25 protein-coding genes are annotated in these 26,580 nt (G+C 67.7%); 15 read left to right on the top strand and 10 right to left on the bottom strand.

Annotated elements, in window-relative coordinates; all coding sequences use genetic code 11:
* Positions 1-25 precede the first annotated feature (25 nt).
* Genes EV650_RS04880 through EV650_RS04890 form a run of 3 tightly spaced genes read left to right on the top strand, consistent with a single transcriptional unit; the run spans position 26 to position 2,100 of the window.
* The gene (locus tag EV650_RS04880) at positions 26-721 is read left to right on the top strand and encodes a histidine phosphatase family protein (RefSeq protein WP_134115755.1); all 696 of its coding nucleotides are present in this window, start codon (positions 26-28) and stop codon (positions 719-721) included.
* A gap of 12 nt (positions 722-733) precedes the next feature.
* Positions 734-1,309, top strand: a complete 576-nt coding sequence (locus tag EV650_RS04885) for a DUF3090 family protein (RefSeq protein ID WP_134115757.1) — start codon at positions 734-736, stop codon at positions 1,307-1,309.
* Positions 1,306-2,100 carry an SCO1664 family protein gene (locus EV650_RS04890; protein WP_134115759.1) on the top strand — a complete coding sequence of 265 codons (795 nt, stop codon included), beginning with the start codon at positions 1,306-1,308 and terminating at the stop codon, positions 2,098-2,100. The genes EV650_RS04885 and EV650_RS04890 overlap by 4 nt, the downstream gene beginning before the upstream one ends.
* Positions 2,101-2,115: 15 nt before the next feature.
* Here EV650_RS04890 and EV650_RS04895 read toward each other — a convergent pair whose 3' ends face one another.
* Complete coding sequence (locus EV650_RS04895) at positions 2,116-2,802, bottom strand: DUF6882 domain-containing protein (RefSeq protein WP_134115761.1); 687 nt, start codon at positions 2,800-2,802, stop codon at positions 2,116-2,118.
* Positions 2,803-2,903: 101 nt separating this feature from the next.
* Between EV650_RS04895 and mshC the strand changes: the two genes are divergently transcribed.
* Positions 2,904-4,133, top strand: a complete 1,230-nt coding sequence (mshC, locus tag EV650_RS04900; RefSeq protein ID WP_134115763.1) for a cysteine--1-D-myo-inosityl 2-amino-2-deoxy-alpha-D-glucopyranoside ligase — start codon at positions 2,904-2,906, stop codon at positions 4,131-4,133.
* 65 nt (positions 4,134-4,198) lie between these two features.
* Here the strand turns inward: mshC and EV650_RS04905 are convergent, their stop codons facing one another.
* The 3 genes from EV650_RS04905 to EV650_RS04915 all read right to left on the bottom strand — a co-directional run bounded on the left by EV650_RS04905 (position 4,199) and on the right by EV650_RS04915 (position 6,779).
* Complete coding sequence (locus EV650_RS04905) at positions 4,199-5,092, bottom strand: hypothetical protein (protein WP_134115765.1); 894 nt, start codon at positions 5,090-5,092, stop codon at positions 4,199-4,201.
* Positions 5,093-5,103: 11 nt separating this feature from the next.
* Complete coding sequence (locus EV650_RS04910; protein WP_134115766.1) at positions 5,104-5,871, bottom strand: L,D-transpeptidase; 768 nt, start codon at positions 5,869-5,871, stop codon at positions 5,104-5,106.
* Between the two features lie 77 nt (positions 5,872-5,948).
* Positions 5,949-6,779, bottom strand: a complete 831-nt coding sequence (locus tag EV650_RS04915) for a polysaccharide deacetylase family protein (protein ID WP_134115768.1) — start codon at positions 6,777-6,779, stop codon at positions 5,949-5,951.
* A gap of 52 nt (positions 6,780-6,831) precedes the next feature.
* On the opposite strand from EV650_RS04915, the gene EV650_RS04920 reads away from it, so the two are divergent.
* On the top strand, positions 6,832-7,200 hold the full coding sequence (locus EV650_RS04920; RefSeq protein WP_134115770.1) for a MerR family transcriptional regulator: 369 nt from the start codon (positions 6,832-6,834) through the stop codon (positions 7,198-7,200).
* On the opposite strand, the gene EV650_RS04925 is transcribed toward EV650_RS04920, so the two are convergent.
* Positions 7,197-8,045, bottom strand: coding sequence for a PAC2 family protein (locus EV650_RS04925; RefSeq protein ID WP_134115772.1), 849 nt, complete (start codon positions 8,043-8,045; stop codon positions 7,197-7,199). The two genes, EV650_RS04920 and EV650_RS04925, sit on opposite strands and share 4 nt — an antisense overlap.
* Positions 8,046-8,243: 198 nt before the next feature.
* On the opposite strand from EV650_RS04925, the gene EV650_RS04930 reads away from it, so the two are divergent.
* The 7 genes from EV650_RS04930 (at position 8,244) to EV650_RS04960 (ending at position 16,872) form a co-directional block, all read left to right on the top strand.
* A complete protein-coding gene (locus EV650_RS04930) occupies positions 8,244-8,897 on the top strand; it encodes an HAD family hydrolase (RefSeq protein ID WP_238174019.1) in 654 nt (217 codons plus the stop codon).
* Between the two features lie 79 nt (positions 8,898-8,976).
* Positions 8,977-10,542: an ABC transporter substrate-binding protein gene (locus EV650_RS04935; protein ID WP_134115774.1), complete on the top strand. Its 1,566-nt coding sequence runs from the start codon at positions 8,977-8,979 to the stop codon at positions 10,540-10,542.
* Between the two features lie 239 nt (positions 10,543-10,781).
* Positions 10,782-11,774 carry an ABC transporter permease gene (locus EV650_RS04940; protein ID WP_134115776.1) on the top strand — a complete coding sequence of 331 codons (993 nt, stop codon included), beginning with the start codon at positions 10,782-10,784 and terminating at the stop codon, positions 11,772-11,774.
* A gap of 55 nt (positions 11,775-11,829) precedes the next feature.
* Complete coding sequence (locus EV650_RS04945; protein WP_134115778.1) at positions 11,830-13,608, top strand: ABC transporter substrate-binding protein; 1,779 nt, start codon at positions 11,830-11,832, stop codon at positions 13,606-13,608.
* Between the two features lie 113 nt (positions 13,609-13,721).
* Positions 13,722-14,735 (top strand): ABC transporter permease, encoded by a 1,014-nt coding sequence (locus EV650_RS04950; RefSeq protein ID WP_134115780.1) that lies wholly within the window; start codon positions 13,722-13,724, stop codon positions 14,733-14,735.
* Positions 14,732-15,802 (top strand): ABC transporter ATP-binding protein, encoded by a 1,071-nt coding sequence (locus EV650_RS04955; protein ID WP_134115781.1) that lies wholly within the window; start codon positions 14,732-14,734, stop codon positions 15,800-15,802. Before EV650_RS04950 ends, EV650_RS04955 begins: the two co-directional genes overlap by 4 nt.
* An 11-nt stretch (positions 15,803-15,813) precedes the next feature.
* On the top strand, positions 15,814-16,872 hold the full coding sequence (locus EV650_RS04960) for an ABC transporter ATP-binding protein (protein ID WP_134115783.1): 1,059 nt from the start codon (positions 15,814-15,816) through the stop codon (positions 16,870-16,872).
* Here EV650_RS04960 and EV650_RS04965 read toward each other — a convergent pair whose 3' ends face one another.
* The 4 genes from EV650_RS04965 to EV650_RS41385 are packed head-to-tail and all read right to left on the bottom strand — an operon-like array spanning position 16,873 to position 20,638.
* Entirely contained in the window at positions 16,873-18,033 is a 1,161-nt protein-coding gene (locus tag EV650_RS04965) for a hypothetical protein (RefSeq protein WP_134115785.1), read from the bottom strand.
* A complete protein-coding gene (locus EV650_RS04970) occupies positions 18,030-18,524 on the bottom strand; it encodes a SigE family RNA polymerase sigma factor (protein ID WP_134115787.1) in 495 nt (164 codons plus the stop codon). The genes EV650_RS04965 and EV650_RS04970 overlap by 4 nt, the downstream gene beginning before the upstream one ends.
* Positions 18,525-18,542: 18 nt before the next feature.
* Positions 18,543-19,346 (bottom strand): SGNH/GDSL hydrolase family protein, encoded by an 804-nt coding sequence (locus tag EV650_RS40285; RefSeq protein WP_166678032.1) that lies wholly within the window; start codon positions 19,344-19,346, stop codon positions 18,543-18,545.
* Positions 19,343-20,638, bottom strand: coding sequence for an alpha/beta hydrolase (locus EV650_RS41385; protein WP_134115791.1), 1,296 nt, complete (start codon positions 20,636-20,638; stop codon positions 19,343-19,345). Before EV650_RS41385 ends, EV650_RS40285 begins: the two co-directional genes overlap by 4 nt.
* 270 nt (positions 20,639-20,908) lie before the next feature.
* Between EV650_RS41385 and EV650_RS04985 the strand changes: the two genes are divergently transcribed.
* The 3 genes from EV650_RS04985 to EV650_RS04995 are packed head-to-tail and all read left to right on the top strand — an operon-like array spanning position 20,909 to position 25,038.
* On the top strand, positions 20,909-21,745 hold the full coding sequence (locus tag EV650_RS04985; protein WP_134115792.1) for an MIP/aquaporin family protein: 837 nt from the start codon (positions 20,909-20,911) through the stop codon (positions 21,743-21,745).
* 30 nt (positions 21,746-21,775) lie between these two features.
* A complete protein-coding gene (glpK, locus tag EV650_RS04990) occupies positions 21,776-23,293 on the top strand; it encodes a glycerol kinase GlpK (RefSeq protein WP_134115794.1) in 1,518 nt (505 codons plus the stop codon).
* 32 nt (positions 23,294-23,325) lie between these two features.
* The gene (locus EV650_RS04995) at positions 23,326-25,038 is read left to right on the top strand and encodes a glycerol-3-phosphate dehydrogenase/oxidase (protein ID WP_238174020.1); all 1,713 of its coding nucleotides are present in this window, start codon (positions 23,326-23,328) and stop codon (positions 25,036-25,038) included.
* 16 nt (positions 25,039-25,054) lie between these two features.
* Here the strand turns inward: EV650_RS04995 and glpK (EV650_RS05000) are convergent, their stop codons facing one another.
* Complete coding sequence (gene glpK / locus EV650_RS05000) at positions 25,055-26,572, bottom strand: glycerol kinase GlpK (protein WP_134115796.1); 1,518 nt, start codon at positions 26,570-26,572, stop codon at positions 25,055-25,057.
* Positions 26,573-26,580 lie beyond the last annotated feature (8 nt).

A 26,580-nucleotide genomic window follows, 5' to 3' on the forward strand; every position in this document is an offset into this window, starting at 1 on the left:
TGGCCGACCCGATAACGTGCACTGCATGCCCACGGTGATTCTGGTCCGCCACGGCCGCAGTGCCGCGAACACGTCCGGCACGCTGGCCGGCCGCACGCCCGGCGTGAAGCTGGACGACACCGGTGTCAAACAAGCCGAGGCGGTCGCGCAGCGGCTGGCCGAACTGCCGCTGGCCGCGATCGTGACCTCGCCGCTCGAGCGCTGCAAGCAGACCGCCGCGGCGATCGCCAAGCTCCATCCGGAGTTGCGTCCGGCAACCGACCGGCGGCTGACCGAGTGCGGGTACGGCGATTGGACCGGTAAGAAGATCGCCACCCTGGCGAAGGATCCGCTCTGGACCGTCGTCCAGCAGCACCCGTCCGCGGTCACGTTCCCGAACGGCGAGTCGATGCGCGGGATGCAGCAGCGGGCCGTCGACGCCGTCCGCGCGCATGACGCGGCGCTGGCGAAGAGTCATGGCAGCAACGCGATCTGGGTGGCGGTGTCGCACGGCGACGTGATCAAGGCGATCGTTGCCGATGCGCTCGGTCAGCACCTGGACACTTTCCAGCGGATCGTCGTCGACACCGCGTCGACCACGATCATCACCTACACCGCGACCCGCCCGTTCCTGGTCCGTCTGAACGACTCCGGCAGCGAGCTAGCATCGCTGATCCCTAAGCCGTCAGCGAAAGGCAAGCCCAAGAAGCAATCGTCCGACGCAGTGGTCGGCGGACGGTAATAGGGTTTAGACATGGCGCGAGTTGTTCATACCTACGACGACCCCGAGCGGTTCGTCGCCGGCACCGTGGGGGAACCCGGTGCGAGGACGTTCTTCCTCCAGGCCCGGGCCGGGCAGCGGCTGACCTCGGTGGCGTGTGAGAAGGAACAGGTGATGGCGCTCGCGGAGCGGCTCGACGTGATGCTGGACGAGGTGGCCCGGCGTTTCGACCGCGATCCGGCTCCGCAGACCGGGGCCGACGACACGGCGCCGCTGGAGCAGCCGATCGAGGAGGAGTTCCGGGCCGGCACCATGACGCTGGCCTGGGAGGCCGACGCCGAGCGCGTGGTGATCGAGGTGTTCGCGGTCGTCACCGGCGAGCAGGTGGACCTCGAGGAGACCGACCCGGTCACTGCCGCGATCGAGTCCGACGACGCCGAGGTGTTCACCGTCCGGATCACCGAGGAGCAGGCCCGGGCGTTCGCCCGCCGCGCGGTCGCGCTGGTCGCGTCCGGTCGCCCGAGCTGCCCGTTCTGCGGCCGGCCGATCGACGCCGAGGGCCATATCTGTCCCCGTGCCAACGGCTACCGCAGGCACCTGCCGGAATGATCGTGAACCCGGAGCTCCTCGCCCTTGGGGAGCTGTCACTGCACGGCCGACTGGTCGCGGCGTCGAACGGCACCTACCAGGGCTCTGTCAGCCTGGCCGGCGAGACCGCGACCGTGGTCTACAAGCCCGTCGAAGGCGAGCGCCCACTGTGGGACTTCCCCGACGGGACGCTGGCCCAGCGCGAGTTCGCGGCGTACGTCGTCTCCGAAGCGCTCGGCTGGTCGGTCGTGCCGCCAACGCTGCTGCGTGACGGGCCGCTCGGTGAGGGCATGGTTCAGCTGTGGATCGACGAGGCCGAGCTCAACGTGGGGGAGACCGAGCTGGTCGACATCGTGCCGCAAGGTCGCGTGCCCAAAGGCTGGGTCGGCGTACTGGAGGCGCTCGACGGCCGCCACAACCCGGTCACGCTGGTGCACGCGGACAACGACGCGCTGCGGCGGATGGCCGTATTCGATGCCGTGGTCAACAATGCCGACCGCAAGGGCGGCCACGTGCTGAACCCGGGCGACGGCCGGGTGTACGGCGTCGATCACGGCGTCACGTTCAACGCCGACGACAAGCTCCGGACGGTCCTGTGGGGCTGGGCCGGTGACCCGATCCCGGCCGACCTGCTGGCCGACGTACGCCGGTTGGCCGATGAGCTCGCCGGGGGCCTGGGGCAACAACTCTGCGAACTCATCACCGCCGTCGAGCTGACCGCGACCCGGGAACGCTGCGCGACGTTGCTGAAGACGGGCGCGTTCCCGTACCCGAGCGATGAGTGGCCCGCGATTCCCTGGCCGGCGTTCTAGACGGAGGCCGGCGTTCTAGACGCTCACGTTGCCGAGGCGGCCGTGGTCGTCGAACGACGCGACGATCACCTTGCCGTTGGGCGCCGTACCGCGGATCGCGTCGGGAGTCTCGTCGTACTGCAGGCCGAAGTACTGGAAGTAGCCGCGGACGACCTGTCGATGGTCGGACGGGAAGACGCTGACCGCGGTCACCAGCAGGCGTGGCGTGGCGATCGGATCGAAGGCTGCCCTCGGCAACTGTTCGTCGGCGACATGCAGGTACACGTGCCCTCGGCCCTCGTTGATCGCGGTCGACCAGACACCGCGACCGCCCAGCACGGAGCCGGCCGTGATCGCGAGTGTGATCGCGGCCTGGGTCGGTTGCGGGAACCCGCTCAAGTCAGGGGCGTCGGCGGTGAACTCTCCGATCCCGTGCTGCTCACCGAACTCGCGGACCGGCAGCGTCGACGCCACAGCGGGCGCGTCCGGCCCGAAGCCCGGGTTCGCCCAGCCCCAGAGCCAGGTGTGATCCAGCTCAGAGAAGCTCCCGAGCAGTGAGACCCCACCGAGGACGCCGCGGTCGCCGGTCAGAGTACGGGCGTCCAGGTCGGCCTGCAGCTCCCCGCTTCCGACCACCTCGTTGAACAGGTCCTGCTGCTGGATCGCGGCGGCGGCGATCCAGCCGCCGTACGCCTGGAACTCGGGACTGAAGTCAGCGCTCATCGCGGGTGAGGCTAGCGGCAGACGGGGTCCAGCCGGTTTCGGGACCACGGATTGGAACCGTGTCGCGTCATTGAAAATCGGACTGGCATAAGCTCCGACACATGCAGGCGTGGACGAAACCAGACATCCCGGTCGTACCCGGGCCGGCCCGGCGGCTCCGCCTCTACGACACCGCCTCCCGCGGTCTGGTCGAGGTCCCGCCGCCTGTGTCGACTGGTGGCGGCACCGCCCGGATGTACGTGTGCGGCATCACGCCGTACGACGCGACGCACATGGGCCACGCGGCGACGTACGTCACGTTCGACCTGGTCAACCGCCTCTGGCGGGACGCGGGGTACGACGTCCACTACACGCAGAACATCACCGACGTCGACGACCCGCTGCTCGAGCGGGCGACCGCGACCGGGGTCGAGTGGACCGATCTGGCAGCCCAGGAGATCCAGCTGTTCCGCGACGACATGACCTCCTTGCGGGTGATCCCGCCGCAGCACTACATCGGCGTGGTCGAGTCGATCGACCTGGTCGCCAACGCGGTCGAGGACCTACGGCGAGCCGGCGCGGTCTACTCGGTCGACGGAGATCTGTACTTCGCGGTGAAGTCGGACCCTGAGTTCGGCGCCGTGTCCGGGTTCGATCGCGACACCATGCTGGAGCTGTTCGCGGAGCGCGGCGGTGACCCGGATCGCGAGGGCAAGCGGGATCCGCTGGACAGCCTGCTGTGGCGGCACGAGCGGCCGGGGGAGCCGGCCTGGGACTCGGAGCTTGGTCGCGGCCGACCGGGTTGGCATGTGGAGTGCTCGGCGATCGCGCTGAAGTACCTCGGGATGACGTTCGACGTCCAGGGTGGTGGCTCGGACCTGATCTTCCCGCACCACGAGATGTCGGCGAGCGGCGCGCAGGTCGTGACGGGGGAGCACCCGTTCGCGCGGGCGTACGTGCACCAGGCGATGGTTGGTCTCGACGGCGAGAAGATGTCGAAGTCCAAGGGCAACCTGGTGCTGGTGTCGAAGGAGCGGCTGGCGGGCGTGGATCCGATGGCGATCCGGCTTGCGCTGCTGATGCATCACTACCGCACCGACTGGTTCTGGATGGATTCGGATCTGACCGACGCGCAGGCGCGGCTGGATGTATGGCGGGGCGCGATCGGGCGTGGTTCGGGGCCGGATGGTGCGTCTGCGGTGGACGCCGTACGCGCTGCTCTCACGAACGATCTCGACAGCGCGGGTGCGCTGGCTGCAGTCGATGCATGGGCCGAGGGTGAAGGCGACGACCACGAAGCGCCTGCGCTGGTCGCGCAGGCCGTCGACGCCTTGCTCGGTGTGAAGCTCTAGACAAGCGAGTGGGGAGGATCTTGTGCCGGATCGGGCACAAGATCCTCCCCACTCTTCATGATTCGTCAGCCGGTGACGGCCTGGTGGGTCTTGATCGGGGTCGGGACCGGCGCGGCCGGCGGGGTGTCGAGCTGCGGCGGCGCCGGGTTGTCCGGGTGCGGGGTCGGCTTGGGCTTCGGCTTCGCGGCCGGCTTGGCGCAGGTGGCCGATGCCAGGTTGATGACCTCTGCGCCGCCGCCGAGGTTGATGCTCAGGCCGGTGATCGTGAACGAGCCGTCCGAGTGCTTGCCCTGGCTGTTGACGCTGATCGCCGCCAGCGGGTTGGACGGCAGGGATGCGCCCTGCTTGGTGCTCGGCAGCTTCAAAGTCTGACCGAGCAGCGTCACCGAGCCGAGGTCGACACCGCCGGAATCACCCGAGCAGTAGACGTTCAGGGAGTCGATGGCGAGCAGCGACTTCGGCGGGTTGAGCAGCAGGTTGCACAGGTCGGGGAGGTTCTTGACCGGCAGGTCCTTGGTGCTCAGCTTCGGTAGCGGCAGGCCGAGGTCGGGCAGCGCGATGTCCGGGATCGGCAGGTCGTTCGCGCCGGTCGCCGGAAGGCTCGCGCACTGCTGCTTCAGCTCCGGCGGGATCTGCACCTGGCTGAGGATGTCGGGGCCGACCACGATGTCGAACAGCTCGACCGAGGCCGAGTCGTTGCCGGCGGTCGCCGTACCGGCCCGGACCGAGAGCAGCGGGTTCTTCGGGAGCTCCAGCGCGGACGTCGTCTGCCGCTTGCCGTCGAGAGACTCGGCCAGCGGCGTCTTCGGGATCGGCACCTGGCCTTCCGCGCTCACGGCGTACGCCGAGGACGGGCGGGCCGCCGCGTTCCCGACGGGAGCACTGGCGACCAGGCTGAACGTCACGACCCCCGCGACGGCCGCAGCCGTCAGCACGGTCGGAGTCAACTGTCGTCGCATACGGAATCTCCTTATTTGCTGTCGATCAGGACGAGCGTCCCGAGCGGGACCTTCTGCAGATGGGCGAGCGCGGTCTTCGGCACCCGGACGCAGCCGGCGCTGATCGCGGCTCCGAACACGTGCGGATTCGGCCAGCCGTGGATCGCGACCGTACCAGGTCCGCCACCGAACGTGTCCAGAGTGGGACTGTGCGCACCCAACGGGAGCACGATCGGCGACGCCGAGCGCTTGTGGTCGATGATCGAGCCGAGCAGGAACGTCCGTCCGGGCGGCGTCGGCGTCTTCTGCGCGCCGACCCCGGCCTTCCAGCTGCCGAGGCTCTTGCCGTTCAGGAACAGCTCGATCGTCCGCGAGCTGGTGTGCACCCGGATCAGGTACGACGAGGAGGCCCGGTCGAGGTCCTCGTCCTGGAGCCACCCGGTGGACCGGTTCGGCTTGGAGGGCAGCAAGACCCGGACCCAGCCGTCGGTCTGCTCGACCACCGGCAGCCAGGTCGGCCCGAACTGGCTGGTGCCGATCTTGCCGAACGCGTCCGCGTCCGGGGCGCTGTAGAGAGCCGCCTCGGCACGCGGGTGGACGACCAGACCGGTGGTCCCGGAGAACGGCTGGGTGTCGAGCGGAGCGGTCGCGATCGTGGTCGCGGTCGTCGATGCCGTCAGTGTGCTGAGGTCGACGGTCTCGTGTTTCTTACCGCCCCAGATGCCGACCGCGGCGACGATGCCGAGCAGCACGAGCACGGCCAGCGCAGGAATCGAGCTGCCTCCCCGCTCGTTGCGCATGTCCCCGCTCCCCGTTTGCCCGCCGTTGACCGGACGAATATAAACCCGCAAGTAACAACGCGCCACACCCCGTGAAGTTACTGAGCCGAATAGTGATCGGCGATGGCGTCGCTGGTGGTCAGCCAGACGTCCGGCTGCGCGGCAACGTACGCCAGCGCGAGGTCCAGGTACTTCGCCCGGAACGCCTGCCCGATCACGAACGGATGCAGTGCGAGCGCCATGACCCGGCCGCCCTCATCCCGCAGTACGTCGTACTGGTCCTTCACCATCTGCAGGAAGTCGGGTCCGGTCAGGCCGCGGAGGAAGAGGCCGAGGTCGTTGAGCTCGACAGTGTACGGGACGCTGAGCATGCCGGGGACGTTCAAGCGGTACGGCTGGTCGTCGTTGGTCCAGTCGAGGACGTACGAGTAGCCGAGCTCGGCCAGCAATTCTGGCGTGTGGTGCGTCTCGGTGAGGGCCGGCCCCATCCAGCCCTTCGGGCGCTGACCGGTGGCGGTCTCGATGGTCGTGGTGATGTCGGCGAGGATGCGCCGTTCCTCGTCGGGCTCGTAGCCGGTGTGGAGGGTCGAGTTGGTCTGGCCGTGGGCGAGCCAGGCCCAGTCGCGTTCGACGCCGGCCTTGATGATCTGCGGGTTGTGCTCGGCAACCATCGAGTTCACCAGCGCGCTGGCGCGAATCCCGTGCCGATCGAGGATGTCGACGGTGCGCCAGACGCCGACGCGGGCGCCGTACTCACGCCAGCCGTGGTTCAGCGGGTCGGGCGCGAGGTCGAGCGGCCAGATGCTGGTCGACGGCTGATCGGGCAGGAAATGCTCGAGATTGAGGCCGACATAGAAGGCGACTCGCTTGCCGTCGGGCCAGTCGAGGCGGGGTCGTTCGGGGAGTGGGCTGTAGTCGTAGAGCGTCATACCTGGACGGTAAAGTCTGACATCAGTGTCAGGTTCAAGTCCGGAGGTCGGCGTGCGAATCGGCGAGCTGGCGCGGCGGACCGGCGTAAGCGAGCGGTCGCTGCGGTACTACGAGGTGCAGGGACTACTCGTGTCCGACCGGACTGCCGGTGGCCAGCGTGAGTACGCCGAACGCGCCGTCGACCGGGTCATCCTGATCCAGGAACTGTTCGCCGCCGGCCTGCACAGCAAGAAGATCGCGGAACTGCTGCCGTGCATGCGCGACCCGGACGGCGGCCCGAACGAGCGGGCCACGCCGGAACTCGTCACCGAGCTCACCGCCGAACGGGACCGGATCGACCGGATGATCGGCGACCTCACCACGTCTCGCGCCGTACTCGACGACGTGATCACCACCGCGACCCGCGAGCTGCCCGCTTAGTCGCTGGGGTGGTTCTTGTTACGCCGCCTGAGGTAGCGCTCGAACTCGGCCGCTATCGCCTCGCCGGTCGCTTCGGGCAGGTCGGTGGTGTCGCGCTGCTCCTCGAGCGACTGGACGTACTCGGCGACCTCAGGATCCTCTTCGCTGAGCTCGTCCGCGCCGCGCTGCCAAGCCCGGGCCAGCTCGGGCAGCTCGCCCTCGGGAATGGCGAGATCCAGTAGCGCCTCGATCTTGCCGAGCAAGGCCAGCGACGCCTTCGGGCACGGCGTACCGGCGATGTAGTGCGGGATTGCGGACCAGATCGAGACCGACGGGATGCCGAGCGTGGTGCACAGGTCGGCGAAGACACCGGTGATGCCGGTCGGGCCTTCGTACGTCGACGGCTCGAGGCTCCAGGACGCGGTCAGCTCCGGGTCAGACGAGGTCGCGGAGACCGGGATCGGGCGGGTGTGGGGCGAGTCCGCGAGCAGCGCGCCGAGGACGACGACGATCTGGGCGTTGGACTCGTCGACGATCTCCAGCAGCTCGCGGGAGAACGCCCGCCAGCGCATGTTCGGCTCGATCCCGCGGATCAGCAGGATGTCCCGGCCGGTGTCCTCAGGCCGGGCCACGTAGACCCGGGTGGTCGGCCAGGACAGCCGCCGTACGCCCTCCTCGTCGAGGCCGACCTGGGGGCGGTTCACCTGGAAGTCGTAGTAGTCCTCGGGGTCGATCGCCGTGACGAGCTCCGCCTCCCACTCGTCGACGAGGTGGTCGACTGCTCCGGTGGCCGCCTCGGCCGCGTCGTTCCAGCCCTCGAACGCGGCGATCACGACCGGGTCCCTCAGGTTCGCGAGGTCAACCACTCGCAGGCCCCCTGTCGTCTCGTAGCCATCCAGCACAGTGCCGGAAACCGGACTGCCAGCCTACGTGCTTCGGTACGACGGCGTGCCGGGTTTCACCTCCAGCGGAACGTGTCGGTGAGACCCGAAATGTCCGGACCTGGTGTGACCAGAGACAATGGAGACGACTTGATCGGTGCAGACGACACAGAGGAGCAGTAGTTGCCGGCCCTGCAAGCGGTGCTGTGGGACATGGACGGGACGTTGGTCGACTCCGAGAAGGTCTGGGCGGAGGTGCAGCTCGCGCTGCTGGCCGACCTCGGCGCGACCTGGACGCTCGAGGACTGCATGAGCCTGATCGGGAGCGACCTGCGGGACGCCGTCCAGGTCTGGATGGCGCGGATCCCGGCCGGCGTGATCACCGCGGACGAGCTGGCCGAGCGGATGTTCTCCGAGGTGGTCGGGGCGCTCCGTACCGAGGTCACCTTCCAGCCGGGCGCCCTCGAGTTGCTGCAGGCGCTCCGTAAAGAAGACGTGCCGTGCGCGCTGGTCTCGGCGTCGTACCGGGTGATGATCGACGCCGTCCTCGGCCATCTGCCGCCGGATCCGTTCGATGTGATCGTCGCCGGTGACGAGGTGACGCTGGGCAAGCCGAACCCGGAGCCGTACCTGACCGCAGCCGCCAAACTCGGCGTCGACCCGGCCGGCTGCGTGGTGATCGAGGACTCGATGACCGGGACCCAAGCCGGCACAGCGGCCGGCATGTACGTCGTCGCCGTACCGCAGTGGGTGACCATCCCGGACGCGCCGCGCCGACTCGTGGTCAAGTCGCTCGAGCCGCTGACCCCGGAGTCCCTGCGCGCCTTGCTCCGTTGAGGAGCTACCGTCACTTGGTGCCCTCGGGGGCGTTGTTGAAGTAGTGAGCTGGGGTCACGGGTTGGGGAAGGGTGAGACGGTGAGCGAGTGGGTGCGCCGATTGTCGGCGGCAGCGGCTGTCGGTGCGCTGGGTGCGTCACTGGCGGCCTGCGGTCAGCCGGACGACAGTGCGCCGCATCCGGGTCAGCCGTCGCCGAAGCTGCTGCTGTTGCGGCTCGCGACCACGGACTCGGTCTCCTCGCTCGACCCGGCCGGCCCGTACGACGTCGGCTCGCGCACCGTCCAGGCGAACCTCTTCCAGACGCTGCTGACGATCCTGCCGGACAAGCCGACCCCGGTCCCGGACGCGGCGGACTGCCAGTTCGACTCGCCGACGACGTACACCTGCAGCCTGAAAGAGCACCTGACCTTCCCGAACGGGCACGAGCTGACCGCGTCGGACGTCAAGTTCAGCTTCGACCGGATGGTCCGGTTGAAGACGCCCGGGGGAGCGGCCTCGCTGTTCTCGTCGGTGAAGTCCGTGAGTACGCCGGACCCGCTGACCGCGGTCTTCAACCTGACCGCCCCCGACGCCCGACTGCCGTACCTGCTGACCACGACCGCTTCGTCGATCGTCGACGAGCAGTCGTACCCGGCGAACAAGCTGCTCGAGACGAAGGCGATCGGGAGCGGCCCTTACCAGTTGGCGGCTTACAAGCCGGGCCAGGAGGTCACGCTTGCCAAGTTCGCCGGGTACCGCGGTCCGCGGGCAGCGCAGAACGACGGCGTGACGATCAGTGTGATGAAGGACTCGACCGCCCTCTACCAAGCCGTCACCACCGGCAAGGCGGACCTCGCGTTCCACGGATTCGGTCCGAGCCTGCTCGACAATCTGCGCAAGTCCGACCAGGTGCAGGTCGTCGAGACCAACTCCGCGGAGGTCCGGTTCTTCGCCTTCCAGATGAAGTCGCTGCTCGCCCGCAAGCCCGCAGTACGGCGGGCGGTGGCGCAGCTGATCGACCGGCCGGCGATCGCGAAGAAGGCGTACGGCGACCACGTGTCGCCGCTGTACTCCGTCGTGCCGAGCGGGTTCGGCGGTCAGGTCGACGCGTTCAAGACGGCGTACAAGCAGCCGAGCAAGGCGGCGGCGCTGGCGATCCTCAAAGAGGCGAACCTCACCGCGCCGGTCCCGCTGACGGTCGGATGGACGCCGACCCAGTACGGCGCCGGCGCGAAGGCCGAAGTACTCGAGCTGAAGCGGCAGCTGGAGGCGTCCGGGTTGTTCCGGGTGACCTTGCGCAGTGCGGAGTGGCCGCAGTACCAGCAGGCGACGAAGGCCGGGGCGTACGACCTCTATCAGGCCGGGTGGATTCCGGAGTACCCGGACGCCGACGACTACCTCGCGCCGTTCGTCACCGACGTACCGTTCCAGAACGGCTACCGGTCGGCCGCGGCGACCAAGTTGCTGCAGCAGGAGCGGACCGAGCAGAACGGTCTGAAGCGCGACGACCTGATCGGTCAGCTACAGAGTGTGATCGCCACCGAGGTGCCGGTGATCCCGAGCTGGCAGGGCCGGGTCGCGGTGGTCGCGGGCAAGGATGTACAGAACGTGAAGGCCGCGATCGACCCGCTGTCTTTCCTCTATCTGTCCGGCTTACGCCCCTGATTGCAGCCTTGACACAAAGATGCCATGGCAGTAACGGTTCGCGAGGCTCCGGCGACCCTGGGTGCGACCCCGTGGTTTACTGCGGAATGTCCACGATACGGGACGATTTCCGCCCGATCACGATCGGGCAACGCAGCACTTTCCGCGTTTGACTCCGGGCTGTAATGGCGGCAGGTTAAGGCGGCAGCCATACCGGATTTCGTCCCGGTTCATCCGAACGAGGCAGGGGAACCCATCGCGTGAGCGCGCCACTCGAGGTCGAGCCCGGATCATCGTCAGCCGAGCCTGAGGCGATCCTTGCGGGCGCGGGCAAGATCGAGGGCCGTTCGCTCTGGCAGATCTCCTGGATGCGGCTGAAGCGCGACAAGGTCGCGATCGCCGGCGGCATCTTCCTGGTCTTCCTGATCCTGGTCGCGATCTTCGCGCCGCTGCTGACCAAGCTCGTCGGCGTCACGCCGAACGACTTCCACCAGGACCTGGTCGACGCCTCGCTGCAGACCCCGACCGGGAAGCTCGGCGGGATCAGCTGGGACCACCCGTTCGGCGTCGAGCCGGTGAACGGCCGCGACATCTTCGCCCGGATCGTCTACGGCGCCCGGATCTCGCTGCTGATCGCGTTCCTGGCGACCCTGCTCTCGGTGGTCATCGGCGTCGTCCTCGGCATCATCGCCGGGTACTTCGGCGGCTGGATCGACACCCTGATCAGCCGGTTGATGGACATCTTCCTGGCCTTCCCGCTGATCCTGTTCGCGCTGGCCCTGGTCGGCGCCGTACCGGACTCGATCCTCGGGCTGCAGGGCGACGCGCTGCGGGTCGCGCTGATCGTCTTCATCATCGGCTTCTTCAGCTGGCCGTACATCGGCCGGATCATCCGTGGTCAGACACTGTCGCTGCGTGAGCGCGAGTTCGTCGACGCGGCCCGGAGCCTGGGTGCGCGGCGTCCGTACATCCTGTTCACCGAACTGCTGCCGAATCTGATCGCCCCGATCCTGGTCTACGCGACGCTGCTGATCCCGACCAACGTGCTCTTCGAGGCCGGCCTGTCGTACCTCGGTGTGGGTGTCCGCCCGCCGACGGCCAGCTGGGGCGACATGCTGTCGATCGCGGCGAAGTGGTACCAGGTCGACCCGATGTACATGGTTCCGCCCGGCTTGTCGATCTTCGTCACGGTGCTGGCCTTCAACCTGTTCGGCGACGGACTGCGCGACGCGCTGGACCCGCGGTCGCGATAGGACTTCTCTCCAACCAGGGAGCCTGGCTCTCACAAAAAAAGGGGTGCAACAAGAGATGAGATGGAATCGCATCACGACGGCGACCGCCGTCAGTGCGGCCGTCGCCTTGAGCCTGGTGGCTTGTGGGGGACCGAAGGCATCGCCCGGGGGCTCCAGCAGCAGCGGGGGCGCGGCCACGCCGGAGTTCAACGCGGCAGTCGGCAAGGTGTTCAACCCGAGCGACAAGAAGGGTGGCACGCTGCGGATGGCGATCACCCAGAACTGGGACTCGACCGACCCGGGTGACACCTACTACGGCCTGTCCTGGAACCTGGTCCGCAACTACGTCCGGCCGCTGATGACGTTCGCAGCGAAGCCGGGCGCCGAGGGTGCCAAGCCGGTGCCGGACCTCGCCGAGGCCCCGGGTGTGCCGAGTGACGGCGCCAAGACCTGGACCTACAAGATCCGCAAGGGCGTGAAGTTCGAGGACGGCACCGAGGTCACCTCGGCCGACGTCAAGTACGCCGTCGCGCGTTCGCTCGACAAGACGACGCTGCCGAACGGCCCGACGTACTTCAACGACTTCCTGCTGGACATCCCGAAGGGCTACAGCGTCTACAAGGACCCGACGCTGGCCGGTGTCGCCAAGGCGATCACCACCCCGGACGCGAACACCATCGTGTTCCACCTGGCCAAGCCGTTCGCGAGCTTCGACTACTTCGCGCAGCTGCCGTCGACGGCCCCGGTGCCGAAGGCGAAGGACACCGGCGCGAAGTACAAGGAACACCCGATCTCGACCGGCCCGTACAAGTTCGAGAGCTACAACGCGAACACCGGGATCAGCCTGGTCCGCAACGACAAGTACGACCCGGCCACCGACCCGGACTCGGGCCGTAAGGCGCTGCCGGACAAGATCACCGTCGCGTTCAACGTCGAGGGCACCGACATCGACAACCGGCTGCTGGCCGGCGACCTCGACGTCGACATCGCCGGTACCGGCGTACAGCCGGAGACCCAGGCGAAGATCCTGGCCGACCCGAAGCTGAAGGCGCACGCCGACAACGTGCCGGCGCCGCGGCTCAACTTCACCGTGCTGAACAGCCAGGTCGCGCCGCTGGACAACCTGCACTGCCGCAAGGCGGTTCTGTACGCCGCCGACCACGAGGGCTACCAGCGCGCGTACGGCGGTCCGATCGGTGGCGACATCGCGACGAACCTGATGCCGCCGGGTGTCACCGGTGCGGTGAGCTTCGACGACTACGGCTTCCTGACCGACAAGAACGGCAACGTCACGAAGGCCAAGGACGAGCTCAAGCAGTGCGGTCAGCCGAACGGCTTCGCGATGAACATCGCCTACCGGGCCGACCGGGCCAAGGAGAAGGCGGTCGCCGAGACCCTGCAGCAGTCGCTGAAGAAGGCCGGCATCATCCTCACCACCAAGCCCTACCCGACCGGTGACTACACCAAGCTGTACGCCGGCAAGCCGGACTTCGCGAAGGCGAACAAGCTCGGCCTGATCGTCTACAGCTGGGGTGCTGACTGGAACGACGGCTTCGGCTTCCTGAGCCAGATCGTCGACAGCCGCGTCATCCGCGACACCGGTGGTAACACCAACCTCGGAATCCGGATCCCCGAGGTCGACAAGCTGATCGACCAGGCGATGACCACCACCGACGAGACCGCCCGCAACAAGCTGTGGGTCGACGTCGACAAGAAGGTCATGGAGCAGGCCGGGGCACTGCCGGGCATCTGGGCCAAGGGGCTGCTGTACCGGCCGGACACCCTGGCCAACGTGTTCAGCAACGACGGTCAGAACATGTACGACTACGCCGCGATCGGGCTTGCGCAGAAGTAGCCGTACTGCCCCAAGTGGTTGCCCTGACCAACCATCATTTCGCCAGCAGAGGTAGGTGAAGGCTGAGGGTGGCCGGTGATCAGCGATGATCACCGGCCACCACGCCGCGTACGGTGCTCGCATATCTGGTCCGCCGGGTGATCGGAGCAGTGATCCTGCTCTTCATCGTCACGGCCGTGACGTTCTCGATCTTCTTCCTCGTTCCCAAGCTCGGCGGCGCGACCGCCGACGACCTGGCCTCGCGCTACGTCGGCAAGAGCGTGGGCAAGGAACAGATCCACCAGACCGCGGAGAGGCTCGGCTTCACCGATCCGCTCTACGTCCAGTACGGCCGCTTCGTGAAGGGCCTGGTCGTCGGCTCGGACTACAACTACGGTCCGACCACCGAGCACTGCCCGGCGCCGTGCTTCGGCTACTCGTTCCTGACCCAGACCCCGGTCTGGCCGGATCTGGTCGCCCGAATACCCGTCACCGCCTCGCTGGCCGGCGGTGCCGCTTTCATCTGGCTCATCACCGGCGTCGGGACCGGTATCGTCTCGGCACTGAAACGCGGGTCGGTCTTGGACCGATCACTGATGTCGGTGGCGTTGGCAGGTGTCTCGCTGCCAATCTTCTTCACCGGCCTGCTGTCCTTGTCGATCTTCAGTTACGGGCTCGGCTGGACTCAGCAGGGCGGCACAAACCCATTAGATGAGACGAATCCGATCTGGTGGGCGTACGACCTGATCCTGCCGTGGGTCACGCTCGCGTTCCTGTACGCCGCGGCGTACGCGCGACTCACTCGAGCGGGCATGCTCGAGACGATGAACGAGGACTTCGTCCGAACCGCCCGGGCCAAGGGCCTGACCGAGCGGGACGTCGTACTGCGTCATGGCCTGCGGGCCGCGCTGACGCCGATCCTGACGATCTTCGGTCTCGACCTCGGACTGTTGCTCGGTGGCGCGATCCTCACCGAGACCACCTTCTCGCTGCCCGGCCTCGGGCAGTACGCCGTCATCGCGCTGCAGGCCAACGACCTGCCGAAGGTGCTCGGCGTGACCCTGATCGCCGCCTTCTTCATCGTGGTGGCGAACCTGGTCGTTGACCTCCTGTACGCCGTCGTCGACCCGAGAGTGCGGATCTCGTGACCGAAGAAACTCAGGATTCCGTGCCCGAGCCGCAGCGGATCGAGCGGGGCGAGGCGTTCCTCGACGTCCGCGACCTCAAGGTGGCATTCCCGACCGACGACGGCGTCGTGAAGTCCGTCGACGGCATCTCGTTCCAGCTGGAACGCGGCAAGACCCTCGGCATCGTGGGCGAGTCGGGTTCGGGCAAGAGCGTGACGAGCCTGTCGATCATGGGCCTGCATCCGCCGGGTGTCGCGCAGATCAGCGGCCAGATCTTCCTCGACGGGCAGGACCTGGTCGCGTCCACGCGGGAGGAGGTCCGGCTGCTCCGCGGCAAGCGGATGGCGATGATCTTCCAGGACCCGCTGTCTGCGATGCACCCGTACTACACCGTCGGTGCGCAGATCATCGAGGCGTACCGGGTGCACAACCAGGTCAGCAAGCAGGTCGCGCGCAAGCACGCGATCGAGATGCTCGACCGGGTCGGCATCCCGCAGCCCGACCGGCGGGTGGACGCGTACCCGCACCAGTTCTCCGGCGGGATGCGGCAGCGCGCGATGATCGCGATGGCGCTGTCGTGTGACCCGGACCTGTTGATCGCCGACGAGCCGACCACGGCCCTCGACGTCACCGTGCAGGCGCAGATCCTGGACCTGATCCGGGACCTGCAGCGCGAGTTCAACTCCGCCGTCATCATCATCACCCACGACCTCGGCGTGGTCGCCGAGCTGGCCGACGACATCCAGGTGATGTACGCCGGCCGCGCGGTCGAGTACAGCACCGCCGAGGACATCTTCGACCGGCCGCAGCACCCGTACACCTGGGGTCTGCTCGGTTCGATGCCGCGGATCGACCGGGAGCGCACCGAGCGGCTGATCCCGATCAAGGGCACGCCGCCGAGCCTGATCAACGTGCCGAAGGGCTGCGCTTTCAACCCGCGCTGCAACTACGCGCACCTGAACGGCGGCGCCAGCGAGACCGACCGGCCGGAGCTGCTCGACACCGGCAACGGCCACATGGTCGCCTGCCACCTCTCCCCGCAGAATCGCCGGCAGGCGTGGGAGAACGACATCAAGCCGAAGCTGTAAGGACGCGGACTGTGACCACTACTGAACCCACTCCCGCCGTCCAGAAGTCCAGCGAGGTGCTGCTCTCGGTCGACGGTCTGGTGAAGCACTTCCCGATCCGCAAGGGCGTGCTGCAGCGGCAGGTCGGCGCCGTCCAGGCGGTCGACGGCCTGACCTTCGACGTGACCCAGGGCGAGACGTTGTCGCTGGTGGGGGAGTCCGGCTGCGGCAAGACCACCACGGGCCGGCTGCTGACCCGGTTGCTCGAGCCGACGGCCGGCACGATCGTGTTCGAGGGCCGCGACATCAGCCATCTCCGCGAAGGCCAGATGCGTCCGCTGCGCCGCGACGTACAGATGATCTTCCAGGACCCGTACGGTTCGCTGAACCCGCGGCACACGGTCGGCAAGATCGTCGGTGCGCCGTTCAGGCTGCAGAACGTGAAGACCGAGCACGGCGTGAAGCGGGCCGTGCAGGAGCTGCTCGAGCTCGTCGGTCTGAGCCCCGAGCACTACAACCGGTACCCGCACGAGTTCTCCGGCGGTCAGCGGCAGCGGATCGGCATCGCCCGTACGCTCGCACTGCGGCCGAAGCTGATCGTCGCCGACGAGCCGGTGTCCGCACTGGACGTGTCGATCCAGGCCCAGGTGGTGAACCTGCTCGAGGACCTGCAGGAAGAGTTCGACCTGACATACGTGATGATCGCTCACGACCTGTCCGTCGTACGGCATGTGTCGGACCGGGTCGCGGTCATGTACCTCGGCAAGATCGTCGAGCTGGCGGATCGGGTCGACTTGTACGAGAACCCGATGCACCCATACACGACCGCGCTGCTCTCGGCCGTCCCGGTCCCGGACACCAAGCGGAAGGGCAAGCAGGAGCGGATCCGGTTGCAGGGCGACGTACCCAGCCCGATCAACCCGCCGCCGGCGTGCCGCTTCCACACTCGCTGCTGGAAGGCGCAGGACATCTGCAAGACCGTCGAGCCGCCGTTGATCCAGCTGGCCCCGGGTCACCAGACCGCCTGCCACTTCCCGGAGAACGCGACGCCGGAGCAGGAAGCGACCGCGACAGCCGCAGCGAAGGCCTGATCAGTACAGGTCGTAGATCGGTTTGCCGGTCGGCAGGGCGAACGGCGGGATACGCGGCGCCGTCGTACTGAACGTGAGCTTGGAGAACCCCGGTACGGCGACCTTGACGGCGCCGGTCCGGGGGGTGACGGCGAGCAGATCCACCTCGGCCGACGGCCGTGCGCCCGCGGCGACGAAGGTCTCGTCGTCGAGCCACTGACCGAAGAACATGCTTTCGTACGCCCTCGGGAATCGCGTGAGCCGGGCGGTCGTCGTGTCGTACATCAGCAGATCGGCCCACAGCGGCTGGATGCCCGGCCGTGCGTCGTCCGGCTCGGTCACGAGGTACTTCGCTCCGGGCGAGAGGAATGCCTGCTGACCGGTGAACCTGGCGGGTGCGGTCGCGGACACGGTCTTCGCGATGGCCAGACTTGTACCGGTCAACGGCTGGCTGAGCGGCAGTTGGTACACGATCTGCCCGGCTACCACGGTCCGGACCGCGACCGGTGACACGTCGGCGATCAGCTCGCCCTTGTTCGTGGTGATGTCCCAGCGATACAAGCCGTCGAGGGTCCCGAAGTACGCGTCGGTGCCGTCGATCGCGACGATCTCCGGACCGTACGCGAGGCTGACGTTCGGCGGGATCTTGTTGCCGACCGGGGTTCGCACGAGTTCGCGGTCCGCGGCGACGTCGTACACCACCGACTCGTAGTGGTCGTTGAAGCCTTCCGCCCAGGCGACCAGGCTGCCGCGGTGATCGGCTGTCAGGGTCCACGCGCCCTTGCCGAGCCCGCGGACCCCATCGCGGTCGACGATGTGGATCTTGTTGCCTGAGTCAAGGAAGACGAAGCCCGCATCGGTCTGGACGAAGGCGTTGATCTTGTACGGCGCCACCGAGATGACGTCGTCGCCGTAGTGGATGTTGTTGCCGAGCGCGAAGGTCGGACGGCGTTGCGCGAACGGGATCGGACGGGCCGGCTGTGGCTGTGTGTTGTGAGGACGGATCACGGTGGCTGTGCCGACGGCGACTGCTGCGGTCGCGACTGCGCCGCCGAGGACGGTGAGGGCGCGCCGGCGGGAGATCTGACGGTTGCCGGCCGCAACGATTGCGTCAAGGTCGAGGGGCGGCGGTTCGGCACCGTCGGCGCGTTCGGCGAGGGTGTCTCGGAGGAGGTCGTTCATTCCGTCATTCCTGCCTTCAGTACGACGTCGGCGCCCAGTCGGGTGCGAAGCTTCTTGAGTGCGTCCGAGACCTGGCTCTTGACCGTCCCGACGCTGCAGCCGAGGACTTCGGCGGTCTGCGGTTCGGTGAGGTCCTCGTAGTACCGAAGTACCAGCGCTGCCCGTTGTCTCGGCGGGAGTTTCTGCAGCTCTTGCCACAGCCAGACCCGGGCGGTCACGTCGTCGGGATTCACCGGCCGGTCGGGTACGTCGCCGTTCGGCAGCTCGGCCCGCCAGGACTTGCGGCGCCACCAGCCGATCGCGGTCGTGGTGATGACTCGGCGCGTGTAGGCCTCGGCGTTGCTCGGATCGCGGAGGCGGTGCCAGCCGACGTACGTCTTGACCAGCGCTTCCTGGACCAGATCCTCGGCCAGACCACGGTCGCCGGCCAGCAGGTACGCGTACCGATAGAGCGCGCCGTGCCGGCTGGTCGCGAACTCCGCGAAGCTCATCTGGTTCCCCTCGTCGATCTACCCTCCCTGACGTGGGGACGCCGTCAAATGGTTGGGCGTTGCGGCGAGGAGGATCCGGGCGATCAGGGCGTGGCCGGCCGCGTTCGGATGGTCACCGTCGGGCGCCAGCAGGGTGGTGATGTCGGCGGCGTTGTCCTCGAACGCTGTGTAGATGTCGACGTACGTCGCGTCGTCGGCGCGAGCCGCGGCCGCGATCGCGGTGTTGGTCCGGACGGTGAGCTGGTCGCTGGCGATCCGGCCGCTCGCCGGGTACTGGCGCTTGGCCACGTCGCCGTCTTCGAAGACGTTCCAGTAGCCGGTCATCAGGATCGTGGTCGGGAGGTTGTCACGCAGGACGTGGATGCGGTTGAGGATCCGGGCGAGGTTGACGTCGAGCTGCTCGAACTCGTCGGCGACACAGTCGCCGGTGCACTGCCCGCTCGTGACGTCGTCGTGGTGGTCGCCGAAGTCGTTCGCGCCGATGGTGAGCAGTACGACGTTCGCCGACGTAGTGGCCTGCTCGGCGGGGGAGTTGCTCTGGTCGAGCTGCTGCAGCAGGCCGGTGGAGTCGAGCCCGCCGACGCCGAGGTTGTCCACGGTCACCGGTACCCCGGTGCGAGCGTGGAGCAGGTCGCCGTACATCTGCGGGAAGGCCGAACAGTTGCAGTTCGAACCAGACGTCACCGAGTCGCCGAGTGCCACCACACTGACCTCACCGGGCTGTGGCGGGTCGACCTCGCGGACAGTCTCACCACCGCCGAGTGCGGTGATGAGGACGATCAGGATCAGACCGGTGGCGAGCCGTCGGAGTGTAGGGATCACGCCGGTTTCGTGTGCCTCGTTTCGTGATGCGGGCCGGCCGGGAGCGCGAGCTGGTTGGCCAGCCAAGGATAGGCCGTGGCGAACGCCGGAGCGGCGAACTGCCACACGTGGGTGCCGGGGGAGATCTCGACCCGGGACCAGATGCCCACCTTGGCCGCGGCCTTGGAGAGCTCCTCGGACTCGTGCTGGTGGCGGAGTTCCTGGGTGCTGGTGAGGAACAGCCCGTTGACGTTGGTATAGCGACCGTGGGCGCGCATCACCAGGAGCGCCTCGTTCGCCTTCTCGAGCGCGACGTTGCCGCCGTAGAGGTCGTGCAGGCTCGCGGCAGGGGTGCTGGTGTACGGCGCGAGGTCGCCGGAGATGTCGATGAAGTGGTCGAAGACGTCCGGGTGCTCGACCACGAGGTCGAGGGAGCAGGTGCCGCCCATCGAGAACCCGGCGACCGCCCACTGCCGCGGGTTCTGGGAGGCGCCGAACTCTTTCTCGACGAAGTGCGGGATGTCCCGGTCGAGGTGGTCCGCGGAGTTCCCGCGCGGACCGTTCACGCACTCGGTGTCGTTGTCGAACCGCTGCGTCGCGTCCACGAAAACCAGGATCGGCGCGTACCCGTGATGCCGGTGCGCATACGCATCAGACACCTGTACGGCGCCACCGAGCCGCACCCAGTCACCCGGACCGCCCCGCTCGCCGCCGATCAACTCGACGACAGGCAACGCCGGCCGGTGGTCACCGTGGAACCAGATCGGCGGCAGGTACACCAGCTCCTGCCGATGCTTGAAGTGGCTGTACGTCGCCGGGATGTTCACCGCGACCAGCCGTCCCGCCGGCGGCATCTTCGTCGTACCGGCTGTATGAGCGAGCCCCGACATCGACACCTGGCCCGGCAGCGGTGTGTCGGTCCAGTCGTTCACCGCGGAGTCGATCGTCGGGTAGTACCCAACGAACTGGTTGATCTGGTTGGCGCACACCAGAGCCGCGAGCCCCACCGCGACAGCCGCCGTACCCCGTCGCCACCACCGCGCACTCCGCCACCCCGCAGCCAGGACGATCAACCCTGCCATCGCCGCCCCGAACCACAACCACACCGAGAACGGCAACGGATCGGTCAGCCCCACCACCTTGGCCCCCGGGTACGCCGCAATCAGCGTCAGCAACACCGCCCCGCCGGCAACCATCGGCACCGCCCGCGACCGCCACCACCGATCCCGCCACCCCACGGCCACCACCAGCACCCCGGCCGCAATGACATCCAGCACCACCGGAAACCATCCCCCAAGCAGCGACACCCTCATCCAACCCCTCCACCAAGCCGACTACACCCCAGACGCCCGACTACCCCAACCGGTTGGCACGCCCGTGCGCGAGACGGGACCGAGGGTCAAACGCCATCGCTCTGTGTCGGATTCGGGGGCTGGGCGACACATAGCGGGGTCGTTGGGTGTTGTGGTGGCGCTCTGGGTGGTTGGCGTTCGACAATGTCGAACGACGGGCGTTGTGCCGCTTCACGATCGCTCCTACATTCCAGCCAGCCGTGGTCGTCACGGCGGGGAAGGGAGGTCGGTATGGCTACGACTGAGACGGTCAAGGCGAAGACCCTTCTGGGGGAGTGTTCCGCGGAACTCGCGGGCACGTTCATCCTGATCCTGTTCGGCTGCGGCGTGGTGGCGCAGGTGGTGGCCGGCGGTATCGGTGACCACGACTCGATCGCGTGGGCATGGGGTCTCGGTGTGACCTTGGGGATCTACGTGGCGGGCCGGATGACCGGCGCGCATCTGAATCCGGCCGTGACGATCGCCTTGGCGGCGTTCCGCGGCTTCAGTTGGAGAAAGGTGCTGCCGTACGCGGTGGCGCAGTTCCTCGGGGCGTTCCTGGCGGCGCTCGTGGTTCGCTGGAACTACACCGAGGCACTCAACAAGTTCGACCCTGGGCTCACTCGCAAGAGCCAGATCGTGTTCTCGACGCTGCCCGGCAACGGCAGCACGGACCTCGGGGTCCACCTGTGGGGCGGTTTCCGCGACCAGATCATCGGTACGGCGATCCTGATGATGGTGATCCTGGCCATCACCGACCTGCGCAACACGTCCCCGGCGGCCAACATGGCTCCGTTCATCGTCGGTCTGCTGGTGGTCGGCATCGGCATGGCCTGGGGCACCAACGCCGGCTACGCGATCAACCCGGCCCGTGACTTCGGCCCGCGGCTGGCGTCGTTCCTCACCGGGTACGGAGGGGCCTTCAAGGACCAGTTCGGGGATCTGTATTTCTGGGTGCCGATAGTGGCACCGATCCTCGGCGCACTGGTCGGCGCGTTGTTGTACGACGTACTGGTCGGCCGGAACCTGCCGATCGCCGACGAGGACGAGGAGCCGGGCCGGATCCCGGAGGAGAACACGAGCGCATGACACCACCCCTGTGTGAGGAGAGGACTTTCCATGGCTGACTTCGTCGGTGCCGTCGATCAGGGCACCACGAGCACCCGTTTCATGATTTTCGACCACTCCGGCAACGTGAAGGGCATCCACCAGCTGGAGCACGAGCAGATCCTGCCGCAGGCCGGCTGGGTCGAGCACAACCCGTTGGAGATCTGGGAGCGCACCAGCTCGGTGATCCGGACCGCGCTGAACGCGAACAACCTGCAGGCCAGCGACCTGGCGGCGCTCGGCATCACCAACCAGCGCGAGACCGCGGTGGTGTGGAACCGGAAGACCGGGCGCCCGTACTACAACGCGATCGTCTGGCAGGACACCCGGACCGACCGGATCGCTTCCGCGCTGGAGCGCGAGGGCAAGGGCGACGTGATCCGGCAGAAGGCCGGCCTGCCGCCGGCGACGTACTTCTCGGCCGGCAAGGTGCAGTGGATCCTGGAGAACGTCGACGGGGTCCGGGCGGCCGCGGAGGCCGGTGACGCCGTCTTCGGCAACACCGACACCTGGCTGCTGTGGAACCTGACCGGCGGTACGGAGGGCGGCGTACACATCACCGATGTCACGAACGCCAGCCGGACGATGCTGATGAACCTCGAGACGCTCGACTGGGACGACGAGCTGATCAGCTTCTTCAACATCCCGCGGCAGATGCTGCCGGAGATCCGTCCGTCGTCGGACCCGAACACGTACGGCGAGACGCTCGCGAACGGTCCGGTGGGTGGCGTGGTTCCGCTGACCGGTGACCTCGGTGACCAGCAGGCGGCGACCGTCGGCCAGGTCTGCTTCAAGCCGGGCGAGGCGAAGAACACTTACGGCACCGGTAACTTCATGCTGCTGAACACGGGCACCGAGCTGGTCCGGTCGAAGGCCGGTCTGCTCAGCACGATGTGCTACAAGTTCGGCGACGAGGCGCCGGTCTACGCGCTGGAGGGCTCGATCGCGGTGACCGGGTCCGCGGTCCAGTGGCTGCGCGACCAGCTCGGCATCATCTCCGGTGCGAGCGAGATCGAGACGCTGGCCCGGACGGTCGAGGACAACGGCGGTGTGTACTTCGTGCCGGCGTTCTCCGGACTGTTCGCGCCGTACTGGCGGTCCGACGCACGCGGGGCGATCGTCGGGCTGTCGCGGTTCAACACCAACGCTCACCTGGCCCGCGCAACACTGGAAGCGATCTGCTACCAGAGCAAGGACGTCGCCGACGCGATGGAGAAGGACTCCGGCGTGACGCTCGACGTACTGAAGGTGGACGGCGGTGTGACGGCGAACGAGTTGGCCATGCAGATGCAGGCGGACATCCTCGGCGTACCGGTGAGCAAGCCGGTCGTCGCGGAGACCACCGCACTCGGCGCGGCCTACGCGGCCGGTCTGGCCGTCGGGTTCTGGAAGACCAAGGAAGATCTGGTGCAGAACTGGAACGAGGACAAGCGGTGGTCGCCGCAGTGGACCGACGAACAGCGCGCCGAGGGGTACGCCGGCTGGCAGAAGGCCGTCCAGCGCACCCTTGACTGGGTCGACGTCGGCTGACCGGTAACAACGAATTCGGAAGGAACAGCACAGTGGGCGTAGTGGCTCTGTCACCGCAAGCGAGGGCTGACGCGATCGACGCGATGGCCGACGGACGGGAACTGGACGTCCTGGTGATCGGTGGCGGGGTGGTCGGCACCGGGTCGGCGCTCGACGCCGCGACCCGGGGCCTGACCACCGGACTGCTGGAGGCGCGCGACTTCGCGAGCGGCACCTCCAGCCGGTCCAGCAAACTGATCCACGGTGGCCTGCGCTACCTGGAGATGCTCGACTTCCGGCTCGTGCACGAGGCGTTGCAAGAGCGCGGTCTGCTCCTGCAACGCCTGGCACCGCATCTGGTGAAGCCGGTGCCGTTTCTGTACCCGCTCCAGCACCGCTGGTGGGAGCGGTTCTACGCCGGCGCCGGTGTCGCGCTGTACGACGGCATGGCGGTCAGCTCGGGCTACGGGGCCGGACTGCCGCTGCACCGGCACCTGACTCGGACCGGCGCCATGCGGCTGGTCCCGTCGCTCAAGAAGTCCGCTCTGATCGGCGCACTGCAGTACTACGACGCCCAGGTCGACGACGCCCGCCACACGATGGAGCTCGCCCGTACGGCGGCGTCGTACGGCGCGCATGTGGCCAACCGGGTCAAGGTCACCGGTTTCCTGCGTCAGGGTGAGCGAGTGACCGGCGTCCAGGCGAAGGACCTGGAGAGCGGTCGTGAGTTCGAGGTGCGAGCCAAGCAGGTCGTGAACGCGACCGGCGTCTGGACCGACGACACGCAGGCGATGGTGGGGGAGCGCGGGCAGTACCACGTCCGCGCGTCGAAGGGGATCCACCTCGTCGTACCGAAGGACCGGATCCAGTCCAGCACCGGGATGATCCTGCGGACCGAGAAGTCCGTGCTGTTCATCATCCCGTGGGGCCGGCACTGGCTGATCGGCACCACGGACACCGACTGGCACCTGGACAAGGCGCACCCGGCCGCGACCAGCAAGGACATCGAGTACCTGCTCGAGCACGTGAACGCCGTACTCACCACGCCACTCACCCGTGAGGACGTCGAGGGCGTGTACGCCGGTCTCCGGCCGCTGCTCGCCGGTGAGTCGGAGAGTACGTCGAAGCTGTCCCGCGAACACGTCGTCGCGCACGCCGCGCCCGGCCTGGTGGTCGTTGCCGGCGGCAAGTACACGACGTATCGGGTGATGGCCAAGGACGCGATCGACGCGGCCGCGGACGCGCTCGACGGCCGGGTGCCGAAGAGTGTCACGAAGAACATCCCGCTGGTCGGCGCGGACGGGTACCACGCGCTCTGGAACCAGCGGCAGCTGATCGCGCAACGCTCCGGCCTGCACGTCGCCCGGATCGAGCACCTGCTGAACCGGTACGGCGCTCTGGTCGACGAAGTACTCGCGCTGGTCGAGGAGGACCCGACACTCGGCGAGCAGCTGCCCGGCACGCAGGACTACCTGAAGGCCGAGATCGTGTACGGCGCCAAGGCCGAGGGCGCTCGTCACCTCGACGACATCCTCGCCCGCCGGACCCGGATCTCGATCGAGGCCTGGGACCGCGGCGTCGGCGCCGCCGAGGCAGCCGCCCGGTTGATCGCCCCGATCCTCGGCTGGAACGAGGCCACGATCGAACGCGAGGTCTCGTTCTACCTGCAACGCGTCCAGTCCGAACGCGACTCCCAGGACCAACCCGACGACGAGTCCGCCGACAAGGTCCGCCTAGAAGCACCGGACATCGTCTCGCCGGCGTGACGGACCGCCCCGAGGACTAGAGCTCCTGGTCTTCGGGGCGGATCCAGTTGAAGGTGCGTTGGACGGCGGACTGCCAGTTGGCGTACTCGGTTGTGCGGCGGGCCGGGTCCATGTGAGGCATCCATTGGCCGGCTCGGTGCCAGTTGCTGCGGAGGCCTTCCAGGTCGGGCCAGTAGCCGACGGCCAGGCCGGCGGCGTACGCGGCACCTAGGGACACGGTCTCGGTCACCATCGGGCGTACGACGGGGACGTCGAGCAGGTCGGCCAGGAACTGCATCAGCAGGTTGTTGGCAGTCATCCCGCCGTCGACCTTCAACGCGGTCAGCGCGATCCCGGAGTCCGCGTTCATCGCGTCGACCACCTCGAGGGTCTGGAACCCGGTCGCCTCGAGCACCGCACGGGCCAGGTGCCCCTTGGTGATGTACCCGGTCAGCCCTGCGATCACCCCGCGCGCCTCGCTGCGCCAATGGGGTGCGAACAGCCCGGAGAACGCCGGCACGATGTATGCGCCGCCGTTATCCTCGACCGTCCGCGCCAGTGTCTCGATCTCGGCCGCGGTGTGGATCATCCCGAGCCCGTCCCGGAACCACTGCACCAATGACCCGGTGACCGCCATCGACCCTTCCAGCGCGTACGACGCCGGGTGGTCGCCGATCTGGTACGCGACCGTCGTCAGCATCCCGTGCTTCGACCGGACGATCTCATGCCCGGTGTGCAGCAGCAGGAACGAACCCGTGCCGTACGTGCACTTCGCCTCGCCGGGGCTGAAACACGTCTGCCCGAACAGCGCGGCCTGCTGGTCACCGAGCGCCGCCCCGATCCGGACCCCGGGCAGCACCTCGGTCGCGGTCGCGAACACCCCCGACGACGGGCGGATCTCCGGCAGGATCGCCCGCGGTACGTCGAAGGCCTCGAGCAGTACGTCGTCCCACTCGAGCGTCTCGATGTTCATCAGCATCGTCCGGCTCGCGTTGGTCACGTCGGTGGCATGCAGACCGCCGCGCGCGCCGCCGGTGAAGTTCCAGATCAGCCAGCTCTCCATCGTGCCGAACAGGATCTCGCCGCGCTCGGCCCGCTGCCGCAGACCGGGCGTGTGGTCGAGCATCCACTTGATCCGAGGCGCCGAGAAGTACGTCGTCAACGGGAGACCGCACAGGTCCGCGAAGCGATCCGGACCTTCGGAGCCGGCCAGTTCAGTGACGAGCCGGTCCGTTCGGGTGTCCTGCCAGGTCACCGCATGGCCGATCGGCTGACCGGTCAGGCGGTCCCAGAGCAGGCTGGTCTCGCGCTGGTTCGCGATGCCGATGGCAACGATCTGGGACGGTACGGCGCCGATCTGCTTGATCGCGGCCGGTACCACCCGGGTGACGTTGTTCCAGATCTCGCCGGCGTCGTGCTCGACCCAGCCCGGTCGCGGGAACAGCTGGTGATGCTCGCGCTGCGCCACCGACACCAACCGCCCACGCCGGTCGAACAGAATGCACCGAGTCGAGTTCGTCCCCTGGTCAACCGCAGCCACATACTGCTCAGCCATCTCCCCAC

Source organism: Kribbella kalugense (assembly GCF_004365875.1).
Classification (GTDB): domain Bacteria; phylum Actinomycetota; class Actinomycetes; order Propionibacteriales; family Kribbellaceae; genus Kribbella; species Kribbella kalugense.